This is a genomic window from Streptomyces sp. NBC_00207, assembly GCF_045160965.1.
Taxonomy (GTDB): Bacteria; Actinomycetota; Actinomycetes; order Streptomycetales; family Streptomycetaceae; genus Streptomyces.
This window is the reverse complement of sequence record NZ_CP130715.1, coordinates 221,121-241,337: the sequence shown is the minus strand read 5'-3', so window position 1 is coordinate 241,337 and position 20,217 is coordinate 221,121. Positions and strand designations below refer to the sequence as shown.

The 20,217-nt window shown below is 72.3% G+C and carries 16 protein-coding genes and 1 riboswitch; of the genes, 12 read left to right on the top strand and 4 right to left on the bottom strand.

Going from position 1 to position 20,217, the window contains the following annotated elements; all coding sequences use genetic code 11:
- Positions 1 to 212: 212 nt before the first annotated feature.
- The 3 genes from OG472_RS01175 (at position 213) to OG472_RS01165 (ending at position 5,193) form a co-directional block, all read left to right on the top strand.
- On the top strand, positions 213 to 2,777 hold the full coding sequence (locus tag OG472_RS01175) for a molybdopterin-dependent oxidoreductase (RefSeq protein WP_405940669.1): 2,565 nt from the start codon (positions 213 to 215) through the stop codon (positions 2,775 to 2,777).
- Positions 2,774 to 3,736 (top strand): FAD binding domain-containing protein, encoded by a 963-nt coding sequence (locus OG472_RS01170; RefSeq protein ID WP_405940668.1) that lies wholly within the window; start codon positions 2,774 to 2,776, stop codon positions 3,734 to 3,736. Before OG472_RS01175 ends, OG472_RS01170 begins: the two co-directional genes overlap by 4 nt.
- Before the next feature lie 173 nt (positions 3,737 to 3,909).
- Entirely contained in the window at positions 3,910 to 5,193 is a 1,284-nt protein-coding gene (locus tag OG472_RS01165) for an NAD(P)/FAD-dependent oxidoreductase (RefSeq protein WP_405940667.1), read from the top strand.
- Between the two features lie 74 nt (positions 5,194 to 5,267).
- On the opposite strand, the gene OG472_RS01160 is transcribed toward OG472_RS01165, so the two are convergent.
- Positions 5,268 to 6,314 carry a glycoside hydrolase family 26 protein gene (locus OG472_RS01160; protein WP_405827067.1) on the bottom strand — a complete coding sequence of 349 codons (1,047 nt, stop codon included), beginning with the start codon at positions 6,312 to 6,314 and terminating at the stop codon, positions 5,268 to 5,270.
- Positions 6,315 to 6,508: 194 nt separating this feature from the next.
- The gene (locus OG472_RS01155) at positions 6,509 to 7,054 is read right to left on the bottom strand and encodes a GNAT family N-acetyltransferase (protein ID WP_405834727.1); all 546 of its coding nucleotides are present in this window, start codon (positions 7,052 to 7,054) and stop codon (positions 6,509 to 6,511) included.
- Between the two features lie 350 nt (positions 7,055 to 7,404).
- On the opposite strand from OG472_RS01155, the gene OG472_RS01150 reads away from it, so the two are divergent.
- The 3 genes from OG472_RS01150 (at position 7,405) to OG472_RS01140 (ending at position 8,930) form a co-directional block, all read left to right on the top strand.
- Positions 7,405 to 7,698 (top strand): hypothetical protein, encoded by a 294-nt coding sequence (locus OG472_RS01150; RefSeq protein WP_401614586.1) that lies wholly within the window; start codon positions 7,405 to 7,407, stop codon positions 7,696 to 7,698.
- Positions 7,699 to 7,851: 153 nt separating this feature from the next.
- The gene (locus OG472_RS01145) at positions 7,852 to 8,094 is read left to right on the top strand and encodes a protealysin inhibitor emfourin (protein WP_383576851.1); all 243 of its coding nucleotides are present in this window, start codon (positions 7,852 to 7,854) and stop codon (positions 8,092 to 8,094) included.
- A gap of 98 nt (positions 8,095 to 8,192) precedes the next feature.
- A complete protein-coding gene (locus OG472_RS01140) occupies positions 8,193 to 8,930 on the top strand; it encodes a VOC family protein (RefSeq protein ID WP_401614584.1) in 738 nt (245 codons plus the stop codon).
- A 62-nt stretch (positions 8,931 to 8,992) separates the two neighbouring features.
- Here the strand turns inward: OG472_RS01140 and OG472_RS01135 are convergent, their stop codons facing one another.
- On the bottom strand, positions 8,993 to 11,137 hold the full coding sequence (locus OG472_RS01135) for a hypothetical protein (RefSeq protein ID WP_405940666.1): 2,145 nt from the start codon (positions 11,135 to 11,137) through the stop codon (positions 8,993 to 8,995).
- 87 nt (positions 11,138 to 11,224) lie between these two features.
- The gene (locus OG472_RS01130) at positions 11,225 to 12,001 is read right to left on the bottom strand and encodes a type 1 glutamine amidotransferase domain-containing protein (protein ID WP_401614580.1); all 777 of its coding nucleotides are present in this window, start codon (positions 11,999 to 12,001) and stop codon (positions 11,225 to 11,227) included.
- A 294-nt stretch (positions 12,002 to 12,295) separates the two neighbouring features.
- On the opposite strand from OG472_RS01130, the gene OG472_RS01125 reads away from it, so the two are divergent.
- From OG472_RS01125 to OG472_RS01100, 6 genes are all read left to right on the top strand, one after another.
- Positions 12,296 to 13,303, top strand: coding sequence for an AraC family transcriptional regulator ligand-binding domain-containing protein (locus OG472_RS01125; protein WP_401614578.1), 1,008 nt, complete (start codon positions 12,296 to 12,298; stop codon positions 13,301 to 13,303).
- Between the two features lie 54 nt (positions 13,304 to 13,357).
- Positions 13,358 to 13,419, top strand: a riboswitch (guanidine-III (ykkC-III) riboswitch).
- Positions 13,420 to 13,493: 74 nt separating this feature from the next.
- Positions 13,494 to 13,949 (top strand): Ohr family peroxiredoxin, encoded by a 456-nt coding sequence (locus tag OG472_RS01120; protein WP_401614576.1) that lies wholly within the window; start codon positions 13,494 to 13,496, stop codon positions 13,947 to 13,949.
- 97 nt (positions 13,950 to 14,046) lie between these two features.
- Positions 14,047 to 14,367, top strand: a complete 321-nt coding sequence (locus tag OG472_RS01115) for a hypothetical protein (protein WP_405940665.1) — start codon at positions 14,047 to 14,049, stop codon at positions 14,365 to 14,367.
- A 370-nt stretch (positions 14,368 to 14,737) separates the two neighbouring features.
- The gene (locus OG472_RS01110; RefSeq protein WP_405827065.1) at positions 14,738 to 14,983 is read left to right on the top strand and encodes a transposase; all 246 of its coding nucleotides are present in this window, start codon (positions 14,738 to 14,740) and stop codon (positions 14,981 to 14,983) included.
- Between the two features lie 386 nt (positions 14,984 to 15,369).
- Positions 15,370 to 16,122, top strand: coding sequence for an ASCH domain-containing protein (locus OG472_RS01105; protein WP_405827064.1), 753 nt, complete (start codon positions 15,370 to 15,372; stop codon positions 16,120 to 16,122).
- A gap of 2,070 nt (positions 16,123 to 18,192) precedes the next feature.
- Positions 18,193 to 18,648 (top strand): transglycosylase SLT domain-containing protein, encoded by a 456-nt coding sequence (locus OG472_RS01100; RefSeq protein ID WP_405940664.1) that lies wholly within the window; start codon positions 18,193 to 18,195, stop codon positions 18,646 to 18,648.
- The last annotated feature ends 1,569 nt before the right edge of the window (positions 18,649 to 20,217 follow it).

The window sequence follows — 20,217 nt, the reverse complement described above, 5'->3', positions numbered from 1 at the left end:
GTCGCGTGCTGCGCCGTACAACTGCCGGTGATCCGGGAGGCCACCGTCCGACTCCCGCCGGTCTGGCTCAATCGCCGGGATCCGAAGAGAGACGCCCCGGCCGGGCGCGCGCCGACCTGCGCCGACCCCGTGAGCGGTATATCAAGGAGCGTGAAGGTGAGCGCGAGGCCCGACGGCCGCCGCCCCGCCCCCACGGCTGAGGAGTACGTCTCGTGGAGTTCGAGGTCAATGGCGCCCGGCGCGCGGTGGACGTGGACGACGACCCGGCCGCCGTGGAGGTGGTGCGGGACCGGCTGGGTCTGACCGGCACCAAGCTGGTCTGCGCGGGCGGGGTGTGCGGGGCCTGCACGATCCAGGTCGACGGTGAGCCCCGCGTGTCCTGCCTGACACCGGCGGTCGTGCTGGCCGGCCGGCGGGTGACGACGGTGGAGGGCCTGTCCGGTCACCCGGTGGCGCGTGCCTTCGCCGGCGAGGACGCCCTCCAGTGCGGCTACTGCACCCCGGGGTTCGTGGTCGAGGCGGCGGCGTTCTTCGAGCGGCGGCGTGCGGAGCACGGCCGCACCCGTCCGGGGCGGGAGCAGATCGCGGACGCGCTGGCGGGCCACCTGTGCCGCTGCGGCGCGTACGAGGGGATCTTCAGGGCGGTGGCCGCGGCGTGCGCCGGCGAATACGACACGGAGCCCGCCGGTGGGGAGACGCCGGCGGTTCCGCGTGCCGAGGCCCCGGAGAAGGCCGGCGGATCGGCCCGTTACACCACGGACCTGCGCCCCGAGGGGCTGCTGGAGGGGGTGATCATCCGCTCGCCGCACGCGCACGCACACGTACGCTCCCTGGAGGCCGGAGACCGCCCGCTGGTGCCGCTGCTGCCCCCCGACGGCGTGGTGCGGTACGTCGGGCAGCCGGTGGCGGCGGTCGCGGCGAAGGACCGGGCCACCGCTCGGGCGGCCGCGGCGCAGGTCAGGGTGGACTACGAGGTGCTGCCGGCGGCCCTCGACGTACGCCAGGCCCGGACCGGCGAGGGCCCGCTGGTCTACGAGGACAAGGCGGCGCGCAAACGGGCGCCCGGGGCCGGCGAGACCCCCCAGCTGGTGCCCGCCCGATGGCGCGGCAACCTGCGGGGCCCGTCCGCCATGAGCAAGCGCCCCGCCACGGCCGTACGCCGTATCACCGAGGCCCGGTCCCGGAACCCCGAGCGGGTGGTGGAGGGCGTGTTCACCACCGCCGCCCAGACACACACCCCGCTCGAACCGCACGCCTGCCTGGCCCAGTGGGTCGACGGCACCCTCCACCTGGAGGTGTCCACGCAGTCGGTGAAACGCGTGGCCGAGCTCGCCGCCGAGCGTTTCGGAGTGCCCCCCGAACGGGTGATCGCGCGGGCCGTCCACGTGGGCGGCGGCTTCGGCTGCAAGATGGGGCTGACCTCCGACGTCGTCGCCGCGGCGGAGTTGGCCCGGCTGCACGGCGCCCCGGTGCGGGTGGCGCTGGACAGGGACGAGGAGCTCACCGACGGCGGCTACCGGCCCGGCGCCCGGATCCGGCTGGCGATGGTCGCGGACGCGGCCGGCGACCTGAGCGCGCTGGCCATGGACGCCGACAGCGACGGCGGCGTCTCGGTGGGCGGCTCCGTGGCGTCACTGGCCCGGTTCATGTACGGCAAGGCCCCACGTCGGCTCCGCGACTTCGACACCCTCACCCACCGCCCTCCGGGCGCCCCCTTCCGCGGCCCGGGCGGCCCCACGATGTGCTGGGCCCTGGAGCAGGCCGTCGACGAGATGGCCCACCGGCTCGGCCAGGACCCGATCGCCCTGCGCCGCCGCTGGGACGGCAACCCCAAGCGGCACGCCCTGTACGACCGGGCCGCAGCCCTTCCGGTCTGGTCGGGACCCCGCGGCGGCACCGGGCGGTTCCGCCGCGGCGTCGGTGTCGCGGCGGCCAACTGGCTGTACTTCCTCGATCCCGCCACCGAGGTCGAACTCACCGTCGAGGACGGAACCGTCGTCGCCCGCTGCGCCGTCCAGGACATGGGCACGGGCTCGCGGACAGTGCTGCGCCGGGCCGTCGCCGAGGGCCTCGGCGTACCGGAGGACAGGGTGCGCGCCGAGGTCGGTCAGAGCGACGCCGTGCACGGTCCCACCTCCGGCGGCAGCCGCACCACGCCCTCCATCGCGCCCGCCGCCGCGGATGCCGCCGCGCGGCTGCGCGAGGCGCTCGGCGGCGGTGACGTCGCTGCCCAGCTCGACTCGGCGCACGGCGTACGGGTCACCGGCCGGCGCCCCCGCGACCGCCGGGGCTTCGTCACCCCCTTCACCCTGGGCGGCATCGCCATCGGCCGCGGCTTCACCGGATCGGTGCAGGTCGCCGAGGTCGAGGTGGACACACGCCTCGGCCGGATCCGCCCGCTGAGCGTGTGGAGCGGGATCGCCGCGGGCCGCATCCACGAGGACCGGCTGGCCCGCAGCCAGTGCGAGGGCGCCGTCGTCCAGGGCATCGGCTACGCCCTGTACGAGGAGCGGCGCAGCGACCCGGCCACCGGCCGGGTGCTGACCGAGAACCTGGAGGACTACCGCATTCCCGGGATCGGCGACACCCCCGAGATCACCGTCCACTTCCATCAGGAGGGCTTCGAGCACGTCCCCGGCGGCGGCGTCGGTCTCGGCGAGATCTCGACCCTGCCCACTGCTGCGTGCCTGGCCAACGCGGTCCACGACGCGACCGGATGGCGCCCGTACGACATGCCCATCCGCCCCGACCGGCTCCTGGAAGGACTGGGCACGTGAGCACCGAACCCGACCTCGCAGACCTCTCGGCCGCCGTCCTGGCCCGTGGCGGGGAGCTGCGCGCCGGTGGCACCGACACCACCGCCCGGCAGCGCAGCGGCGTCTCCCGGGGGCCGTTCACCGACCTCGACGGCGCCGGCCACCTGCGCGGCTGCACGCCGCTCCCCGGCGGCGGGCTGCGGATCGGCGCCCTGACCACCCTCGCCGTGCTGGCCGTGGATCCGCAGGTGCGCGCCGGCTGGCCGGCCCTCGCGGTGTCGGCCGGGACCGCGGCCACTCCGCAGATCCGCGCCGCCGGCACCCTGGGCGGCAACCTGCTGCAGCGCAACCGCTGTTGCTACTACCGCAATCCGCACGTCGGCTGCCTCCAGAAGGGCGGCACCGGCTGCCCCGCGCGCGAGGGCGACCACCACTTCGGCGTGGTCAGCGGCGCCGGCCCGTGTGTCGCCCCGCATCCGTCCACCCTCGCGATGGCGCTGCTCACCTACGATGCCGAAGCCGAGATCCACGGCGAATCCCCGCGCGGCGTCGCCGACTTGTACGGGGACGGGGACCGGCTCTTCCGCACGGACCACCTCCTGCCGCCGGAAAGCATCCTCACCGCGGTCCTCCTGCCGCCGCCCTTGCCCGGCGAACGCGCCGCCTGCCACCGGGCCATCAGCCGGGCCCACGCCGAATGGCCCCTGGTCGAGGCCACCGCCCGGGTCGCCCTCGACGGCTCCACCATCACGCACGCCGCCGTCGCGGCGGGCGGGGTGGCGCGCGTCCCGCTGCGGCTGACGGAGGTGGAAGCCGCCCTGGTCGGCCGCGAGGCCACCCCTGCGGTCCTCGCCGCGGCCGCCGCGACGGTACTCGCCCGGTGCCGGCCCCTGCCGCAGACCGGCTACAAGGCCACGCTGTTCAGGGACACCGTCCTGGAAGCCCTGGAACAGGCCGTCGGACCGGCTGTCGCCGGGTAGGTCCTCCCTCGCGACGTTCCAAACGGCCCCTGGCCGAACGCTCGGAGGAGACCGCCGAAGCCTGATCACGCGTCACCCGATCACAGCTCCCTATGATTGGTCATGTGCCTGACAGGTGTGGCCCTGTGTCACTCCCATGAACGGCACCACACCCCGAAGGGAGCGATCGGCACATGACCAAGCCCGAGAGCGCGGGATACGACTACGACGTCGTCATCAGCGGAGCCGGCCTGGCCGGCAGCGCCGCGGCGATCCTGCTCGCTCGACGCGGTGTCCGCGTCGCACTGCTGGAACGCCGCTCGGACCCCGAAGCGTACAAAGTGCTGTGCACCCACTCCATCACCGCCAACGCCTACCCGGTGCTGGACGAACTCGGCCTCGTCCCCGCCATCGAGAAGGCGGGGGCCGTCCGCAACGAGGCCCGCTGGTACACCCGCTGGGGATGGATCGAGCCGAGGGCGGCGCCGGCGGGCCCCGAGCTGCCGTACGCGTACAACATCCGGCGCAGCATCCTCGACCCGTTGATCAGGTCCCGCGCGTCGGAGACCCCCGGCGTCGATCTGCTCCTCGGTCATCAGGTGACCGGCCTGGTCCGGGAGGCCGGACGGACCACGGGCGTGCGCGCGTCGGCCCCGCAGGGCGAGCGTGAGATCCGGGCCCGCCTGGTCGTGGGCGCCGACGGCAAGGACTCGGCCGTGGCGAAGCTCGCCGATGTTCCTGTCCAGCAGTACGAGAACGCGCGGTTCGGCTATCTCGCGCACTTCCGCAACCTTCCGCTGCACGGCGGGATCGGCCAGACCTGGTTCCTCGAACCCGACATGGCGTACGCGTTCCCCAACGACGACGGGGTGACGGTCATGGCCGTGCTCCCGGACAAGAAGCGGCTGCCGGCCTTCCGGGAAGACCTGGAGGGCAGCTTCCTCTCCTTCATCCGTGCCCTGCCCGAGGCGCCGCCCATCGACTCCGCCGAACGCGTCACGAAGATCATCGGCGCAGTCAACTACCCGCTGCACAGCCGCAAGCAGACCGCACCGGGCGTCGCGCTCATCGGCGACGCCGCCCTCACAGGCGACCCCCTGTGGGGAGTGGGATGCGGGTGGGCCCTGCAGTCCGCGCAATGGCTGGCCGAGGCGGTCGCACCGGCCGCAACCGGCCGGGGCGACCTCGACCGGTCGCTCACGGTGTACGAACGCAGGCACCGGCGCCGGCTGCGCGGTTACCAGTTCCTGGCCGCCGATTTCGCCACGGCCCGTCCGTTCAATCCCGTGGAGCGGCTGATGTTCTCGGCGGCAGCGCGCGACGACGCGGCGGCGCGGCACATGCATCTGTTCGCATCCCGGCTGATCAGTCCGCTGCGCTTCTTGAACCCCGTGGCACTGGCCAAGGCCTCGGTCGTCAACATCAAGCACCGCAGGGCGCCGGTGCCGCCTGCGCACCTGTCACGGACAGGGGCTTGACGGGCTCCGCGCTCCGGGCGCCCGTTCCCACCCCACTCCACCCCGGCAGTCGGCGCCGGCCGCCGGGCCCCGCCTCACGGTTCCGGCCGGGCCCTGTAGTCCTCACGGCCGAAGCCGGAAGGCCCCCCGCGGCCCTGCCTGGTGGACAGGAACTCCCGAAAGACCCGTGCGGAGCGCGGATTCTGCCCGCACTGCCACACGCCGTGCGGGCAGTAGTCGGTGATGCTGTGGTAGATCGGCTTGTGGTCGGCGATCCACGCCAGCATGTCCCGCATGTACTCGGCGTTGTCGCCGTTCCGGAACAGCCCCCACTCGGGGTACGAGATCGGCTTGCCGTGCTCCCTCGCGAAGTCGACATGCTTCTGGAGTCCGTAGGGCTGCTCAACCTGCTCCTCGAAGCTGTCGCCGGGCGGCTGGTCGTAGGAGTCCATGCCGACGATGTCGACCACGTCGTCACCGGGATAGCACTTGGTCCAGGCGATCGAGTCGATGCCTCGGTTCGGGGCGAAATCGAAGAGGAAGTGCTGCCCCTCCACCGAGCGCATCGCAGCCACGATGCGCCGCCAGTACCTCTTCCAGTTCTCGGGGTCGGGCCGGCATCGGTGGGTGTAGTTGAAGCCGTTCATCTCCCACCCGAGCACGATCACCGTGTCCGGCACCCCGAGGTCGACCAGACGCTCGGCCAGCCGCCGGAAGTGGTGGTCGTAGTCACCCTGCGCGCCGGAACGGATCAGCTCGGCGATCCGGTGGTCGGGGACGCCGTCCTCGTTGTGCTCCTGCATGGGCACGTTGAGGACGAACAGCCGATCGGCCCTCGCGTTGCGCCACCGTGCCCAGCTGCGCAGGGACTCGGGTGCCCCCTCGATGTTCGACCAGGTGTCGCCGGGCAGGTAGGTGTGCCCGGCGCGCAGGGCCGTACCTCCGAGCCAGTGCGAGAGCCCCTGCATCCTCTCGACGCCGGGGGAGCCGTAGTGGAGATAGGCGCCCACGGCGACCTCGGCCCCGCCACCACTGCGGGAGGCCTCTCGCGCGGGTGGGGCGAGGGCGCCCCCGGTGACGAGCAGGGCGGCTGCGACCGTACTGGTGCAGGCGCCCGCCAGCCAGCGGCCTCGATGGGACATGACACCTCCGCAAGCTCCGTGAACCGATGCGTCTGCCTGTGACGTTAGGCATCTCAACTGATTCACCGCCTGTCTGGTGTCGGGATCCTGGGCCATTCGCCGCAGCCGACCGCTTCCGCTTGGCCCGAATGGGTGAAGGCCGCCACCCGGGCGTGGCCGTGACTGCGGCGAGGGAGCCCTGCCGCGGCCGCTCCTCAGCGCAGAGGCAGCACCATGACGTCGTACCCGGGGGACGCATCCCTGTCCCGAGCCCGGCCCACGTTCTGGTAGCCCCAAGCTCCGTACGCCGTCTGTGCAGGCGCCGCCTCGGCCTCCGGCCGCACCGTGAGCACGATCCGCTCGGCCTCCAGGCCCGATATGAGACGCCGGTGCAATTCTGCGGCGATGCCCTGCCGGCGCCACTCCCTCCGCACCGCGAGCTCGGCGAGGTTGAAGGTCCTCCGGCCGGTCTCCTTCACGAAGGCTTCCCCGAGGGGCTCCCGCACGGCGCTCCACCAGCGGGTATCCGCGGCGAGCCAGAAGCCGTACGCAAAGCCGGCGACCTCGCCGCCGCCGGCTCGCGCCATGACGAGGCGGAAGCCGTCCTGTGTCGCCTGCCGCCGGGCCCGCCCGAGGAAGTCGACGGCGTCCTGGGGCCCTTCGTGGTACGGCGGCTCCGCATAGACCTCCTGGTAAACAGGCACTACCTCGTCCAGCTGCCTTACAACCTCGTCGAAACACTCGATCTGCTCGAACGACACACCGCTCAACCCGGCCTCCCACACTGAGTCCCCACGCGCCCCCGACGGCTCTCCGCCGCCCTCAGGGCAAGATCACGAAGTCAACATAGAGGACCGCCCGGAGAACGTACGGGGCACGGCCCTCGAGGTGGGGTGGTACACCGCCTCGTCGACATGTCACCCGTTCGTGTGAGAAGTCCGGGAGCTGCGCGACGCGAGCACCGCTACGGGTCCCGTGCGCCGCCTGCGACCGGGCCTTAGCGTCGATCACCGCTGCCTTTCGCCACCGCGCACTGCGCCCATGGAACGTCTCGTCTTCTCCCTACTCTCGGTCATGACAGCTGGTCAGGGGAGAGGAATGAGGTAGGCGAATGATGCGACGCACGGCAAGGGTTCTCGGCGCGTGGGCGGCGGTCGCGATGCTGGCGCTGGCCACCCCAGGCACCGCACAGGCCGCTCAGGGAGTGCTGCTCATCGACGGCGCGCCGAACCGAAACCCGAACGGCTGCTTCCCGCTGGGAGACTTCGCCCCGTCGGAGGTCTCCAACTACACGAACGGCACGGCCTGGGTCTGGACGGGCCCGAACTGCGGCGGCGAGGTCGTGCACCCGATCTTCGCCGGACAGGTCACCATCGCGCACGGCCGGAGTCTCTTCATCGAGTGAGCGGCCCGACGGGCCGGCCGCGCAGCGGCGCTTTCCGGACGTTCGCAGCGACCTTCCGCCGGTCCGCGACTGAGGTCCGGTGTTCGGGGCATCCGCGGAAGTGGCTGCGACACGCAGGCCGAGTGACACCACTGGGAACAGGGAGAGGCAGTCATGCTGATCACAGTCACCCGCTCGGGAGGCTTCGCCGGCTACGAGAAGCTCCGCGCCCTCAATACGTTGGGCCGCGCGGACGCGGCGGAGCTCGAGGACCTTGCGCAACGGGCAGTCGCCCCCTTGGCCGACGGCTATCACTACCGGATCACGGTCGACGACGAGGTGCTCGATCTCCAGGACTCCTACCTGTCCGACGCCCAGCGCGCGCTGATCCGCACGGTCCTGGACGAAGGCGCCTGACCGGCCTCACGGGGGCCGCGCCCGGCACAACCGAGGTTGCGGCCCCCCAGAGGTCCCGTCCGTGGCCCTGACCGACGGCGGGTTTTAGGATCTCCCGCATGGCGACAAGACTCGTACAGATCAATATGAAGGCCCATGACGACTCCGTGCTCGGCCGGTTCTGGGCGGAGGCACTCGGATGGGGTGTCGACAGCGAGGCACCCGGCGTGACGAACCTCGAACCCGTGGGCTTCGCCTACCCCGACCCCGCGGCCGTCTGCATCGACATCATCGCCCGCCCGGAACCCAAGACGGTGAAGAACCGGGTACACCTTGATCTGGCCACCACCTCGACCGCCCATCAGGCGGAGTTGGTCGCGCGCCTGCAGGATCTGGGCGCGACCCTCGCCGACGTCGGTCAGGGCAACGTCCCCTGGACGGTCATGGCCGATCCGGAGGGCAACGAGTTCTGCGTCCTGGAACCCCGTCCGATCTACCAGGACACCGGGCCGATCGCCGCGGTGGTGGTCGACTGCACCGACCCACGGGCGATGGCCCGGTTCTGGGGCGAGGCGATGGACTGGACGGTCCGCGAGGTCACCGACGACCAGGCGGCCATGCGTTCCGCCAAGGGCGTCGGCCCCTACCTGGAGTTCGTCCGCACGCCCGACACCAAGAGCGTGTGGAACCGCGTCCACCTCGACATCGCCCCGTACCCCGGTGAGGACATGGAAGCAGAAGAAGCCCGACTGCGTGCCCTGGGCGCCACCGACCCCGGTATTGACCAGTCTGCAATTCACTGGACGGTTCTGGCCGACCCGGAGGGCAACGAGTTCTGCCTCCTCACCCCGCGCTGACCGCGGATCAACGCGAGGGTGCCCCCGGGCCGCACGTTCCGGGGGCACCCTGACGCTTGCCGCTACGGTGCGGTCACCGCCATGGCGTAGCCGAGCAGGCCCTCCTTCGAGTACGGCCCTTCGCAGTCGGCCCTGTTGGAGACGAAGTGGTCGAAGACGGACGGTATGTAGCACCGGTAGAGGGGTACCGAGCCCGGCACCGCCTTGGTGTACACGTATCCGACCGCGCCGAGGGGCTGTTGGCCCTCGCACCCCGGATCGGGGGTCAGCAGCGAGTGGTCCGCCACCTTGCACTCGTACAGCCGGACCGTCCCGGGCGCGGGATCCCGCAGCACCTTCCAGACCGCCTCGTGGGTGAACCCGGACGGCAGGGGGCGTGAGGAGGCCAGGTGCCCGGCGTGGGGCCGGTAGCCGCGGACCAGGGGGGCGTAGGGGGTGCTGTGTCCACGGGCGCCCTCCCACGTGCGCAGGTAGCCCTCGGCGCCCTGCATGAGCTCGTCCACCACGTCCTGGCCGCCGGTCACCCGGATGTCCTCGATCCAGTCCGGTACGAGGCCGTAGTGGGTGCCACCGCCGTCCGTGTTGACGTCCCAGACGCGCGAACCGGTGACCTGCCGGTCGAGGACCGAGCCGCCGTCGGGGCTGCGGAAGGGGTACCGGACGGGGTTTCCGGCCGCGGCCCGGGGCCCGGGGAGCCAGGCGAAGCCGTTCATGTCGGTGCCGATGCCGTACCCGGCGCCGTACTTGGTACGCAGGGCTGCGTGTTCGCGCGCCTCGGCGGTGAACGCGGGAGCCTCGTACATGTGGCCGGTGATGAAGCCGCCCAGGCGGTAGACCCGCTCCGTCCAGTTCTCGTCCATCCAGCCGTGCGTGGACAGGACACCGGAGTAGCGCTCGGCTTCGAGGACGCGCAGCGCCTGGTTCGCCGCCTTGACGCTCATGTGGTCGATCTCCAGCATCATGCTGCGCTTCGTCATGCCCAGCACCGCGTACTCGCCCAGCGCGGTCAGGCCCCGGCGGTTGCACTGCGCCGCCTGCAAGGAGGCGCCGTACTGCGGGAGTTCCACGCCTTCCGGCAGGGCGCCGCGGATCCGGGCCTCGGCCTCTGCCTGCGACGCTCCGGTGCTGCCGGTGTCGCTGGTGTTCCCGGCCGTCCCGGCGGCGCCCGCGTGCTCATGCCCCTCGGCCGCCAGTCCGGCGGCGAGCCCGAAGCCGATCGGGTTGTCGTGCTCGGGGCCGGGGCAGGCCTCCGTGCTCCAGAACGTTCCGGTCGAAAGGAACTGGCCGGCGTTGATGGCCATGCCCTGGGTGCCCGAGTCGAACCGGACTCCGCACAGGGCGTTGTCGAACTTGTGGCACAGGAACATGCTGCGCACGCCCAGCCGGTGCAGTTCGTCCAGGCCGCGGTCGATGTCGGCCATGGTGCAGCGGGCGCTGTCCAGCACCTGCTTGCAGCCGAACGGTTCGGAGGTCTCCACCCCGAGGACGACGGCGAGCTTGCCCTCCTGGATGACCTTGCGTGCCTGGTCGGGCTCGGTGACGACGCGGAACCAGCCCTTGCCCGCGCCTCCGTACATGGCGTCGACGTAGGCCTGGAGTTCGTACGTCTTCTGGATCTGCAGCCTGATCGCTGTCATCTCGTCGCAGCCGCGGTCCTTGACGAAGTAGAGCGAGCAGATGACTCCGTTGGTGACCATGTCGTTCACCAGGATCCGCTGGCCGCCCCGCCAGGCCCGCTCCACCCAGGCGTAGTAGGTCTGCTGGTGGGTGGCCGAGTCATGGGCCGGCCAGTCGCGGAACGCCGGCCAGCCGTTCGGGTCGTGCCGGCCGTCACCGCCCTTGGTGATCATGTCGAAGAGGGCGAGGACGCCGTTCGGGTAGTGCTCGGGGCAGTCCTTGAGGGCGTCCGCCACCCCTGCCGTGGAGAAGACCTGTCCGCAGACCAGGCGTCCGCCGAAGCCCTCGTTCGACATCAGGTGGACGTGCGCGTCGACGTATCCGCGGACCCGGCCCTGGGCGTCGGTCCCGGTGAACGGCTCGCCGGTGACGTTGACCTGCGAGTCCGGAGCCGGGCGCGCCACGGGCTCCCACCACTGCGGACCCGCCGACGCGCCGGCGGCCGCTGGGCCGAGTACCAGGGTGACCATCGCGAGGACCAGGCCGACCAACAGGTAGCGGCTTCGTCCGAAGGCTCTTCGTGGATTCATTCCCATCCCTCCCATCCCTTGCATGAAGCGTTCATGACATTGCGGAGATGGTCTTCGGGCGCCGGCCTGCGCGATGTGGGGCCGGGCTCAACCCGGGTGGTGCGTTACCGTTCCCGCCGCATGGGCGCGGACCAGGGCCAGGTACTCCGCCGCCAGCCGGTGGCAGTCGCCGGGCCACCGCGCGGAGACGTAGTTGCCGTCCCTGACGGCGAAGCCGCGTCCGGGCCGGGCGGCGGTGTCGCGGACGGGCAGCGGCGGGCCGGCGAGGAAGTGGCGCGGATCGGCGAGCGCCGCGGTGACCTCCTGCTGCACGGTGGTGCGGTACGTGCGGTAGTAGCGCCCCAGCCAGAACCGGGTGAGGTTCCAACCCGTCAACTCCAGCAGGGACGTGAGAGCCGTCGTCCGCCGGCCGTGGAGGACGGACCGCCCGGTGGCGGGATCTGTGGCCCGGGCAGCGAGCAGTACGCCGTGGCAGACGGCTCCCACCGGCAGACCCTGAGTGAAGATCCGCGCGAACAACTGCTGGGCGGTGGCGTCCTCGAGCAGCGTCCGCATGCCCGCGGCGTGGCCGCCCGGTACGAAGAGGCCCGTGATCCCGGCCGGGTCGACATCCGCGTACGAGGTGGGGGCGAGGAAATGGGGGTCCTCGGTGAGGCGCCGGTAGGCGGCCAGCTCGGCGCGGCGGGTCATCAGCCAGGGCGACAGCCAGGAGAAGCCGAGGTCCGTGAGCCTGGGGTCGGCGAGCGCGACCTTCCCGCCTGGGGTTGCGAACCGCACCTCGAAGCCGGCGTCCCGCAATGCGGCCCAGGGCACCGCGGCCTCGGTCGGGTCGTAGTCGCCTGCGGGGAGCAGGAAGAGAATCACGGCGTACTCCTCTGAGCGGTGGTGATCAGGGCAGCCCGCTTCCCCCCGGTTTCCCTGGATTCCCTGGATTCCCCGGATTCTCCGGATTCTCCGGATTCTCCGGATTCCACGGCATCCCGGCGCTCCGAGGGACCCTGATCCCCTCGGTGTCCGAAGGCCGACCTTAGGAGCGGCCCGCGGCCCCGTCATTCACTCCGGCGGCCAATGCGTTGACTTCCGAACCCGCCCCCGGCGGTCGTCCCGCCGCGGCGGACGGTATTGACGGGGGTGGTGTGCCCGCATTGACTGGCGGCCGTGTCCACCACCGGGTCGCCCTCCGTCACCGCGTCGTACGCCCTCGCCGTCCTGAGCGCGACGGCAGAGGGCAGCGGCGGGCCGTCCGGTTCCTGGGCCCTGCCCACGGACCGGCTGGAGTACGGCGAGATGCGCGCCTTGTGGGACGAGGTGCTCGACGCCCGGGATGCCGGCCCGCACACCGGGCTCCTCGTGGGCGACCGGATCCGGCCGGAAGGCCTGCACATCCTGGGCCACCTCGTCCTCACCTCCGCCAGCCTCGCGGACGCCGCGCAGGCGGCCGAGCGCTACCACCCCCTCGTCAGCCAGGCGGGCACGGTGACCCTGGACCGCCGCAGCGGCGTCGGCCGGATCTGCTACCGGCCGACCGTCGGCCCGGCGGCCATGCGCCCCCAGCAGGTGGAAGCGGTCGTCAGCAGCATCGTGCGGGCGGCCCGCTGGATCGCCGGCGACGACTGGGCGCCCCTGGCCGTGTCGTTCGCCCACCCCCGCGCGGGCTCGGCCGAGCCCTACACCCGCGTCCTCGGCTGCCCCGTCACATTCGACACCCCGGAGAACGCGATCACGGTCGCCGACGAGGACCTCGACAGGCGCCGCCCCCTCTACGACCCGGTGCTCAACTCCCTGCACCGGGCCTACGCCGACCGGCTCCTGCACCAGTTGTCCGCCGGCGCGGCGGTGACGGTGGCCGAGCGCGTACGGCAGTGGCTGGAGCGGGCCGCCCTCGAGGACGCGGGCCCCGAGGGCCCCGCCAAGGAGCTCAACCTCAGCGTCCGAACCCTGCGCAGAGCCTTGCACGAGGAGGGCACGTCATGGCGCGCGCTCCTCGACGCAGCCCGCCGCGGCCGAGCCAGGCGGCTGCTGGAGACCACGGTCCTGCCGCTGGACCGGATCGCCCCCCTCGTCGGCCTGAGCGGCGCGACGTCCCTGGTCCGCGCCTTCACCCGGTGGGAAGGCATGCCGCCGGGGGCATACCGCAGCCGGTACCGGCCCGCGTCCAGCGGGTGAGGAACTTCACCGCGGGCGAGGCCCCGGCCGACCGCCACCGTTGCTAGATTGTCCGGCGGCCGGATCCAAGGCCCCGGACGAGATGCGCCGTACCCGGTTACGCACGACGACGCGAGAGGTGCTGCACGAGCAGCGCCGACCGCTGTCCGCACCCGGGCAGCGTCCTCGTCGAGCAAGATGGGCCGAACCCATGACCGTGCCACTCACCCGCAGCCTGTACCGGACGACCGCACATGCCGCCGGTGGCCGTACCGGATCCGTCCGCACGGACGACGGGCGGCTGGACGTCCGCCTCGCCCCGCCGCGCAAGAAGGTGCCCGGCACCACCAACCCCGAGCAGCTGTTCGCGGCCGGCTTCGCCGCCTGCTTCACGTCCGCGCTCGCGGAGGTCGCCGCCGAGTTCGGGGCGGATGCCTCCGCCGCGCACGTGGCCTGCGAAGTGCAGCTCGGCACCACGGACACGCCCGCGGGCTACGGCCTCGCAGTGGCCCTCACCGTCAGCCTGCCGGGGTGGCGGGCGGCGGACCTTCAGCCCCTGCTGCACCGGGCGGACGCGGTCTGCCCGTACTCGCAGGCAGTACGCGGCAACGTACCGCTGACCCTCCTGGCCGTGGACGACCCCGCCACCACCGATGACCGGGCCTGAGGCCGTGCCGGCGGGAGGGGTTCCGGTACCCGATCACGGCGCCTGGCTGCGGCGCGGCATCAGCCGCAACGGCGGACCCCTTCTCGAGGACCGTGAAGTGGTGTGGCTGCAGGCCGGGTCGTACTACGCCGACAGCCGGGGCTTCGCCGGAACGACGTCCTTCGACGGCTCCCAGGTGCATTTCCACCACCTCACGGGCGAGCCCGGCGAAGACACCGGAACCTTCCGGTGGGAGGGTGCGAACCTCGTCGAGCGGGGCACCAACCCGGACGGCAGCACCTTCCTGGAGATCTGGACCCCGCTCCCCGGCGCAGCCGGTGCCACCGGATCCTGGTCCGGCCCGGACCACCACGTGGTGCGCGTCGGCCGGCACGTGGTCCACGTCGATTCCCATGCGGGCACGTACTGGCGCCTGTGACCGCCCTGCGGTAGGCCTGCGGCGACCGCCATGAGCGCTGGTGCCGGCTCCCCACCTGCCGAGCCGGGCTGGAGCCGGAGCCGGCGGCGAAGGGGCAGGCGCGTACGGTCCCGGACCTCGGCAGCGTCACGTGTCCTTCCGGAGGAAGCCGAGGAGGACCTGTCGGCTGGCCTGGGAGGTGAGGCCGCCGTAGACGTCGTCGAATGGCCCGGCGTGCTCGGTGTGCCTGGTTTGTTCAGGGGGTGGGGTGTCGGTGGCCTAGGCGGGGCCCTATGGGACGCTTTGTGGGTTTCGTCGGCTGGCCGGTGGCCGGGGTGCACCGCCCGCTGGGCGGGCGCCGGAATGTCGCGGCGACGACCTCACCGCCTGGATGACCCGCGCCCTCGATCACGGGCCCTCACCGGTCCAGGGCTTCGCCGCCTTCCTTCAGAACGACTGGGACGCCGTCGTGAACGGCCTCACCCTGCCCTGGAACTCCGGCGCAGTCGAAGGCCAGGTCACAAGGATCAAGCTGATCAAACGGCGGTCATACGGCCGAGCCTCCTTCGCGCTCCTGCGGACCCTCGTCCTCGCCAGCTGCTGTGACCGTCACGAATATCCGCCACAGCCGTTGTGAAGGAGTCTCATCAGCAGCTGGCAGCCCTGGCACCTTGCACCGCCCGGGCCCTCGCGCCTGCCCGCCGCATCCGTCGCCAGTGCCGCGAACGGCACACCGACGTGCAGAACACCGGCCGCCGTCTTCACCGTCGGCATCAATGGTCCACTACAGCCACGGCAGAGCCGCGGCCCGGGATCGTCGTCCGTGACCACGACCAGCCTCAGCCAGGCCGCTCCGTCCCTGCCCGCGGGACCGCCATGGGGCCAGTCAAGGCAAGCCGAAATGCTGTGGAACCCACCTGCGTGGCGTGGAATGATCTTCGGCGACTGCTGACAAGAGGGAAGGCTGAAAACGTGTACGTACCGCCATCTGCACGAGCTCTCGATGATGATGAGCGTGAGCTCGTGGAGCTGGCACGCCGCACCATAGACGCGCATACCGACGCGGGGCCCGACGAAGACGGGATCCACACGATGGGCGCCGCGGTCATGGCTGCCGACTACCGGATGTTCGCCGGCGTGAACCTCTACCACTTCACCGGCGGACCCTGCGCCGAACTCGTGGCTCTGGGAGCCGCGCGAGCCCAGGGCGCCCGCCAGATGCGCTGCATCGTTGCCGTGGGAAACCACGGGCGCGGGGTCGTCGGCCCGTGCGGGCGCGATCGGCAGGTCTTCGTGGACTACTACCCCACCATGCGCGTCATCGTGCCCACGCCCGCGGGGCCCAGGTCCGTTCTCGCCGCCGACCTGATGCCGCTGACTCAGCGATGGACGCCGGAAGGCATGAACGGTCTCGACCCATCGCTCTACCAAGACCCCGAGACGGCCGGTCCCCCGATCATCCGGTTCAACCCCCGCTACCTTGAAGACGTCCGCTCTGGCGCCAAGACCAAGACAACCCGCTTCCGGGACCCGGCCCAGCTCGGGCCGGCACGGCTGGTGTTTGAAAGCGACCCCGAAGTCATCCTGCTGGCAGAGGTGACCGGCATCAGGCACTGCCTGGTCAGCGACCTCACCAATCAGGACGCCCAAGCCGAGGGGCTGACGACCGCAACCGAACTCCGCGAAGGCCTCAAGGGCCACTACCCAGATCTCGCTGGAACCGACGAAGTCGACGTAATCACCTTCCAGATCAACGACAAGACAGGCGCTGCCTAAACCGCGGAGGCACCAGCAACGACTGGGCTGCAAGGTGACGACGAGCAGATCTCCGCTGACGCCCGCACCATACGGCCGAGCCTCCTTCGCTCTCTTGCGGACCCTCGTCCTCGCCCAGCCGCCATGACCGTCACGAAACATCCGCCACAGCCGATGTCAACGAGCGTCATCAACTCGGCTTGGTGACCCGGTTGGTTGGGGTGTGTGGTCGCCCCGCCTGGCGTTGCTGGGTTCCTGGCAGGGTGGCGGCTGCCGGCCTGGTGCCGCGGCGGGAGGGGCCTGGCTGGGCTGAAGCGCGTCGTCAGGTGTGGTGCCGTGGCCACCGGATACTTGTAGCGCCCCGGTCCGGTTCCGGCACAGGCCCCGCCGGGACGCGGACACACCCTGATGGAGCTGTCCGCACCGGGGCCTCCAGGCTGCGGGCCCGCCTAAGGGGGTGTCCGCCGCACTGGGGCCTCCCGCCTGCGGGCCTGCATAGGGGGCTGTCCGTACCGGGCTGCTGCCTACGGGCCCGGACATGGGGGTGTCCGCGCAGTGCGGGGCGGCTGGCGGAGCCGGGTACCCCGCGCATCCGGCCTGCTCCGGCCGCGCTACGGACCCCGCCCACAGCTCCACGGCTCCCGCTCCGCCACTACTCCTGCGCTACCACCGCGCCCGTTCCCGCGCCTTCCCTCCCCGCGTCCGCCCGTGCCCGCCCCCACCCCCGCCCCGTCTCCACCGCGCCCGCTCGTCCCCGAGCCGGACGTGTTTGCGCCCGCCGTCCCCGCTGCCACCGCGCCGCGCGCCGTTCCCGCTGCCACCGTGCCCGCCCGTTCCGATGCCGTGCGTGTCTGCGCTCGCTGTTCTCGCGCCCGCCGTACCCGTTGACCACGGGGGATCTGTGTTCTGCTGCGGTCGCGTCTTGCGGGTGGTCACAGCGCGGCGTATCGCGTGGGCGTCGGCGTCGGCGGCGAGCACCGCGGCGCCGGAGGTCGGGTGGGTTTGTGTCCGGGTGGGTGGGCAGGGTGGGGGCTGCCGGGGTGGTGGGGTTCGGGTGGTGTTGTGGGAGCTGTGTGGGGTGGGTCTGTGGGCCGGTATCCGGGCCGGGATCCGGTCCGGGATCGGTGCTGTTCATGGCGTTCTCATGTTGTTCAGCTATGTCGGGGACGGGCAGGGGTGGCGCTGCGGGCCGGCCGTCGGGGCCTGCTCGGCGCCCGCCGGCCCCTTCGTCTGTCGCGTGATGCCTCGCACCGCGGGGTGTCGCCGTCCTCGGCAGCGGTGGCAGCGGTGGCAGCGGTGGCAGCGGTGGCAGCGGTGGTGGGGGTGGCGGCTGAGCGACGGGGGCCTTCCGGGGCGGCCCGACCGGCGCGCCGCACTACCGGAGACGCTGCGGCAGGCACCGCAGGCACCGCAGGCACCGCAGGCACCGCAGGCACGGCAGGCACGGCGGGCACAGCAGACGTGGAGGCACGGTGGTCGCGGTGGGTGCGGCGGGTGGGGAAGGTGCAGCGCGGCGCGGCAGGCGCAGCGGGTACGGCATGCACAGCGGATACGGCAGGCGCGGTGGGTGCCGTGGGCGCGGTGGGCACGGCGGGTGCGGCGGGTGCGGTGGGTGGGCAAGGCGTGGCAGGCCGGGTGGGCACGGCGGGTGCGGGTGACATGGTGGGCCCGGTGGGCACGGCGGGTGCGGGGCGGTGGTGGGTGTGGGTGGTGGGTTTTCGGGCCGTCCGTGTTCTTCGGTTTTGGTGTGGTTCCGGGAGTTGGGTTGGTTTATGGAAGGGGGGTGTGTGGTGACGGTGGGTGAGGTTGGGGTGGGTTGGGGGTGAGGCGTCCCATAGGGCCCACGTCACATACGGCCTGGGGTAGTAGTCCCTGGGGGGTTTGTTGCAGCCCCTCTGGTGGGGGTTTGGCCTGGGTGGATGTCTGGTGTCGGGGGGTGGGGTGGTGGGGGTGTGGCTGCGAGGGCGGCTAGTAGGCGGGGTCGTTGCCAGGGTGGTGGGGGGGTCGGTAGAACTGGATGTGTCGCCGGGCGGCACGGGTGCTTCACCCGCTGCCTGCGGATCCCCTCTCCTTTGCGTGAGTGGCTCACGCATGTCTTCGGCATGCCGCGACCGCCCTTGTCCCCGTCGGAAGGTTTCCTCCGTGTCCAACACCGTCATCCGCCGCATCGCCGTTTCCAAGAAGGCCCTCGCGGGTTCCGTCCTCGCCCTGGGCGTCGCCGGTTCCATGCTTGCCGCGGTTCCCGCGCAGGCTGCCCCGACGAGCGCCAAGGCGATCGCCCAGCAGATGATCAAGGACCCGGCCCAGTTCGCCGCCTTCGACAAGATCATTTCGCATGAGAGTGGCTGGGACTACACCGCGACCAACGCCTCTTCCGGCGCCTACGGCCTGGCCCAGGCCCTGCCGGCGTCGAAGATGGCCTCCGCGGGCGCGGACTGGAAGACCAACCCGGCCACCCAGATCAAGTGGGGCCTGGACTACATGAACGAGCGCTACGGCAGCCCTGTTGGCGCCTGGAACTTCTGGTCCGCCAACCACTGGTACTAAGCCGCCGGTACACAGCAGACGGACAGCGGACGTGAAAGACGCCCGGCCGGGATTCTCCCGGCCGGGCGTCTTTCGTGTATCTGCCGGCTGCCGTGGCCGGGTTTCCGGGTGACAGCGGGAACGAGATCACCGTCAAGTTGCTCGTGGACGTCGTGGGGGACGGCCAACGGCCTTCTCCGGGGGCCGGCCGCGGCTGTTCGGCGAGTACGCCTGGCTGGAGATCCCCGACCAGCAGGGCGACACCGCCCGGTTCCGCCTGACCGTGTGCATCCCGGTGGGAACGGCGAGGTCTGGATCCGGGTCTGCGCGCGGACCCTCGACCGCAAGAGCCTCACCGTCCGGGCCCGGTCTTCGCGTGGGAACGGGCCTGAACGTGCCTCTTTCCGCGCACAGGGACATCCACTGGCCCGTGCTGCAAGGCGCCTGGCGGCACCTGGGTGAAGCGGACCCAGGACTTCGCGATGAACCCCGGACACACCAGTGGACGACGCCCCCCCGGCCCCCGGCCCCCGGACCGCCCCCGGCCCCCGGCCCCAGGCCCCCGGCCCCAGGCCCCCGGGCCCTGGGGCCGGGGGCCGGGGTCGCCTCCGGGCTGCCCCCGGCCTCCCGGGTCGCCGCCGGGCCACGGCCGGACCCCGGGGTCGCCTCCGGGCTGCCCCCGGCCTCCCGGGTCGCCGCCGGGCCACGGCCGGACCCCGGGTCGCTTCCGGGCTCCCGTGTTTTTGGGTCGCCGCCGAGCCCCGGGGCTGCCTCCGGGTTCCCGGACCCCCGCCGGGTCGCCTCCGGCCTCCCGTGCTTTTGGGCCGCTGGGCTCCTGTGTTTTGGGTCGCCGCCGAGCCCCAGGGCTGCCTCCGGGTTTCCCGGGCTCCTCGGTCGCCGCCGGCTCCCAGGCTCGCGGGTCACCTCCGGGCCGCTGCCGGGCCCCCGCCCCCGGACCGCCTCCGGACCCCTGCCCCGGGACCCCGGACCGACTCCGGGCCGCGGCCGGATCCCCGGCTCCCGAGTCGCCGGGGCGCCCCGGGCTCCCGGGCTTTTGGGTTGCTGCCGGGCCCCGGGGATGCCTTCGGGTTTCCCGGGCTCCCCGGTCGCCGCCGCCTCCCAGGCTTGCGGGCCACTGCCGGGCCCCCGCCCCCGGACCGCCTCCGGACCCCGGCCCCGGGACCCCGGGTCGCCTCCGGGCTCCCGTGATTTGGGTCGCGGCCGGGCCCCGGGGCTGCCTCCGGGCCTCCGGACCGCCGCCGGACCGCCGCCGGGGCGTCGTCGGATCCCTGGACTCCCGGGCTGCCTCTGGGTTCCCGGGTCGCCTCCGGCTCCCAGGCTCGGGGGTCACCTCCGGGCCGCCTCCGGACCTCCGGTCCCCGGGCCTCTGGGCCGCCTCCGGGCTGGACCCCCGGCTCCCGGGTCGCCGGGTCGCCTCCGGCCTCCCGTGTTTTTGGGTCGCCGCCGGACCCCGGGGTTGCCTCCGGGTTCCCCGCCCCCGGACCGCCGCCGGACCCCTGGACCCCTGGACCCCGGCCCCCGGGCTGCCTCTGGGGCCCAGGGCCGCCTCCGGTTCCCAGAGCCTCGGGC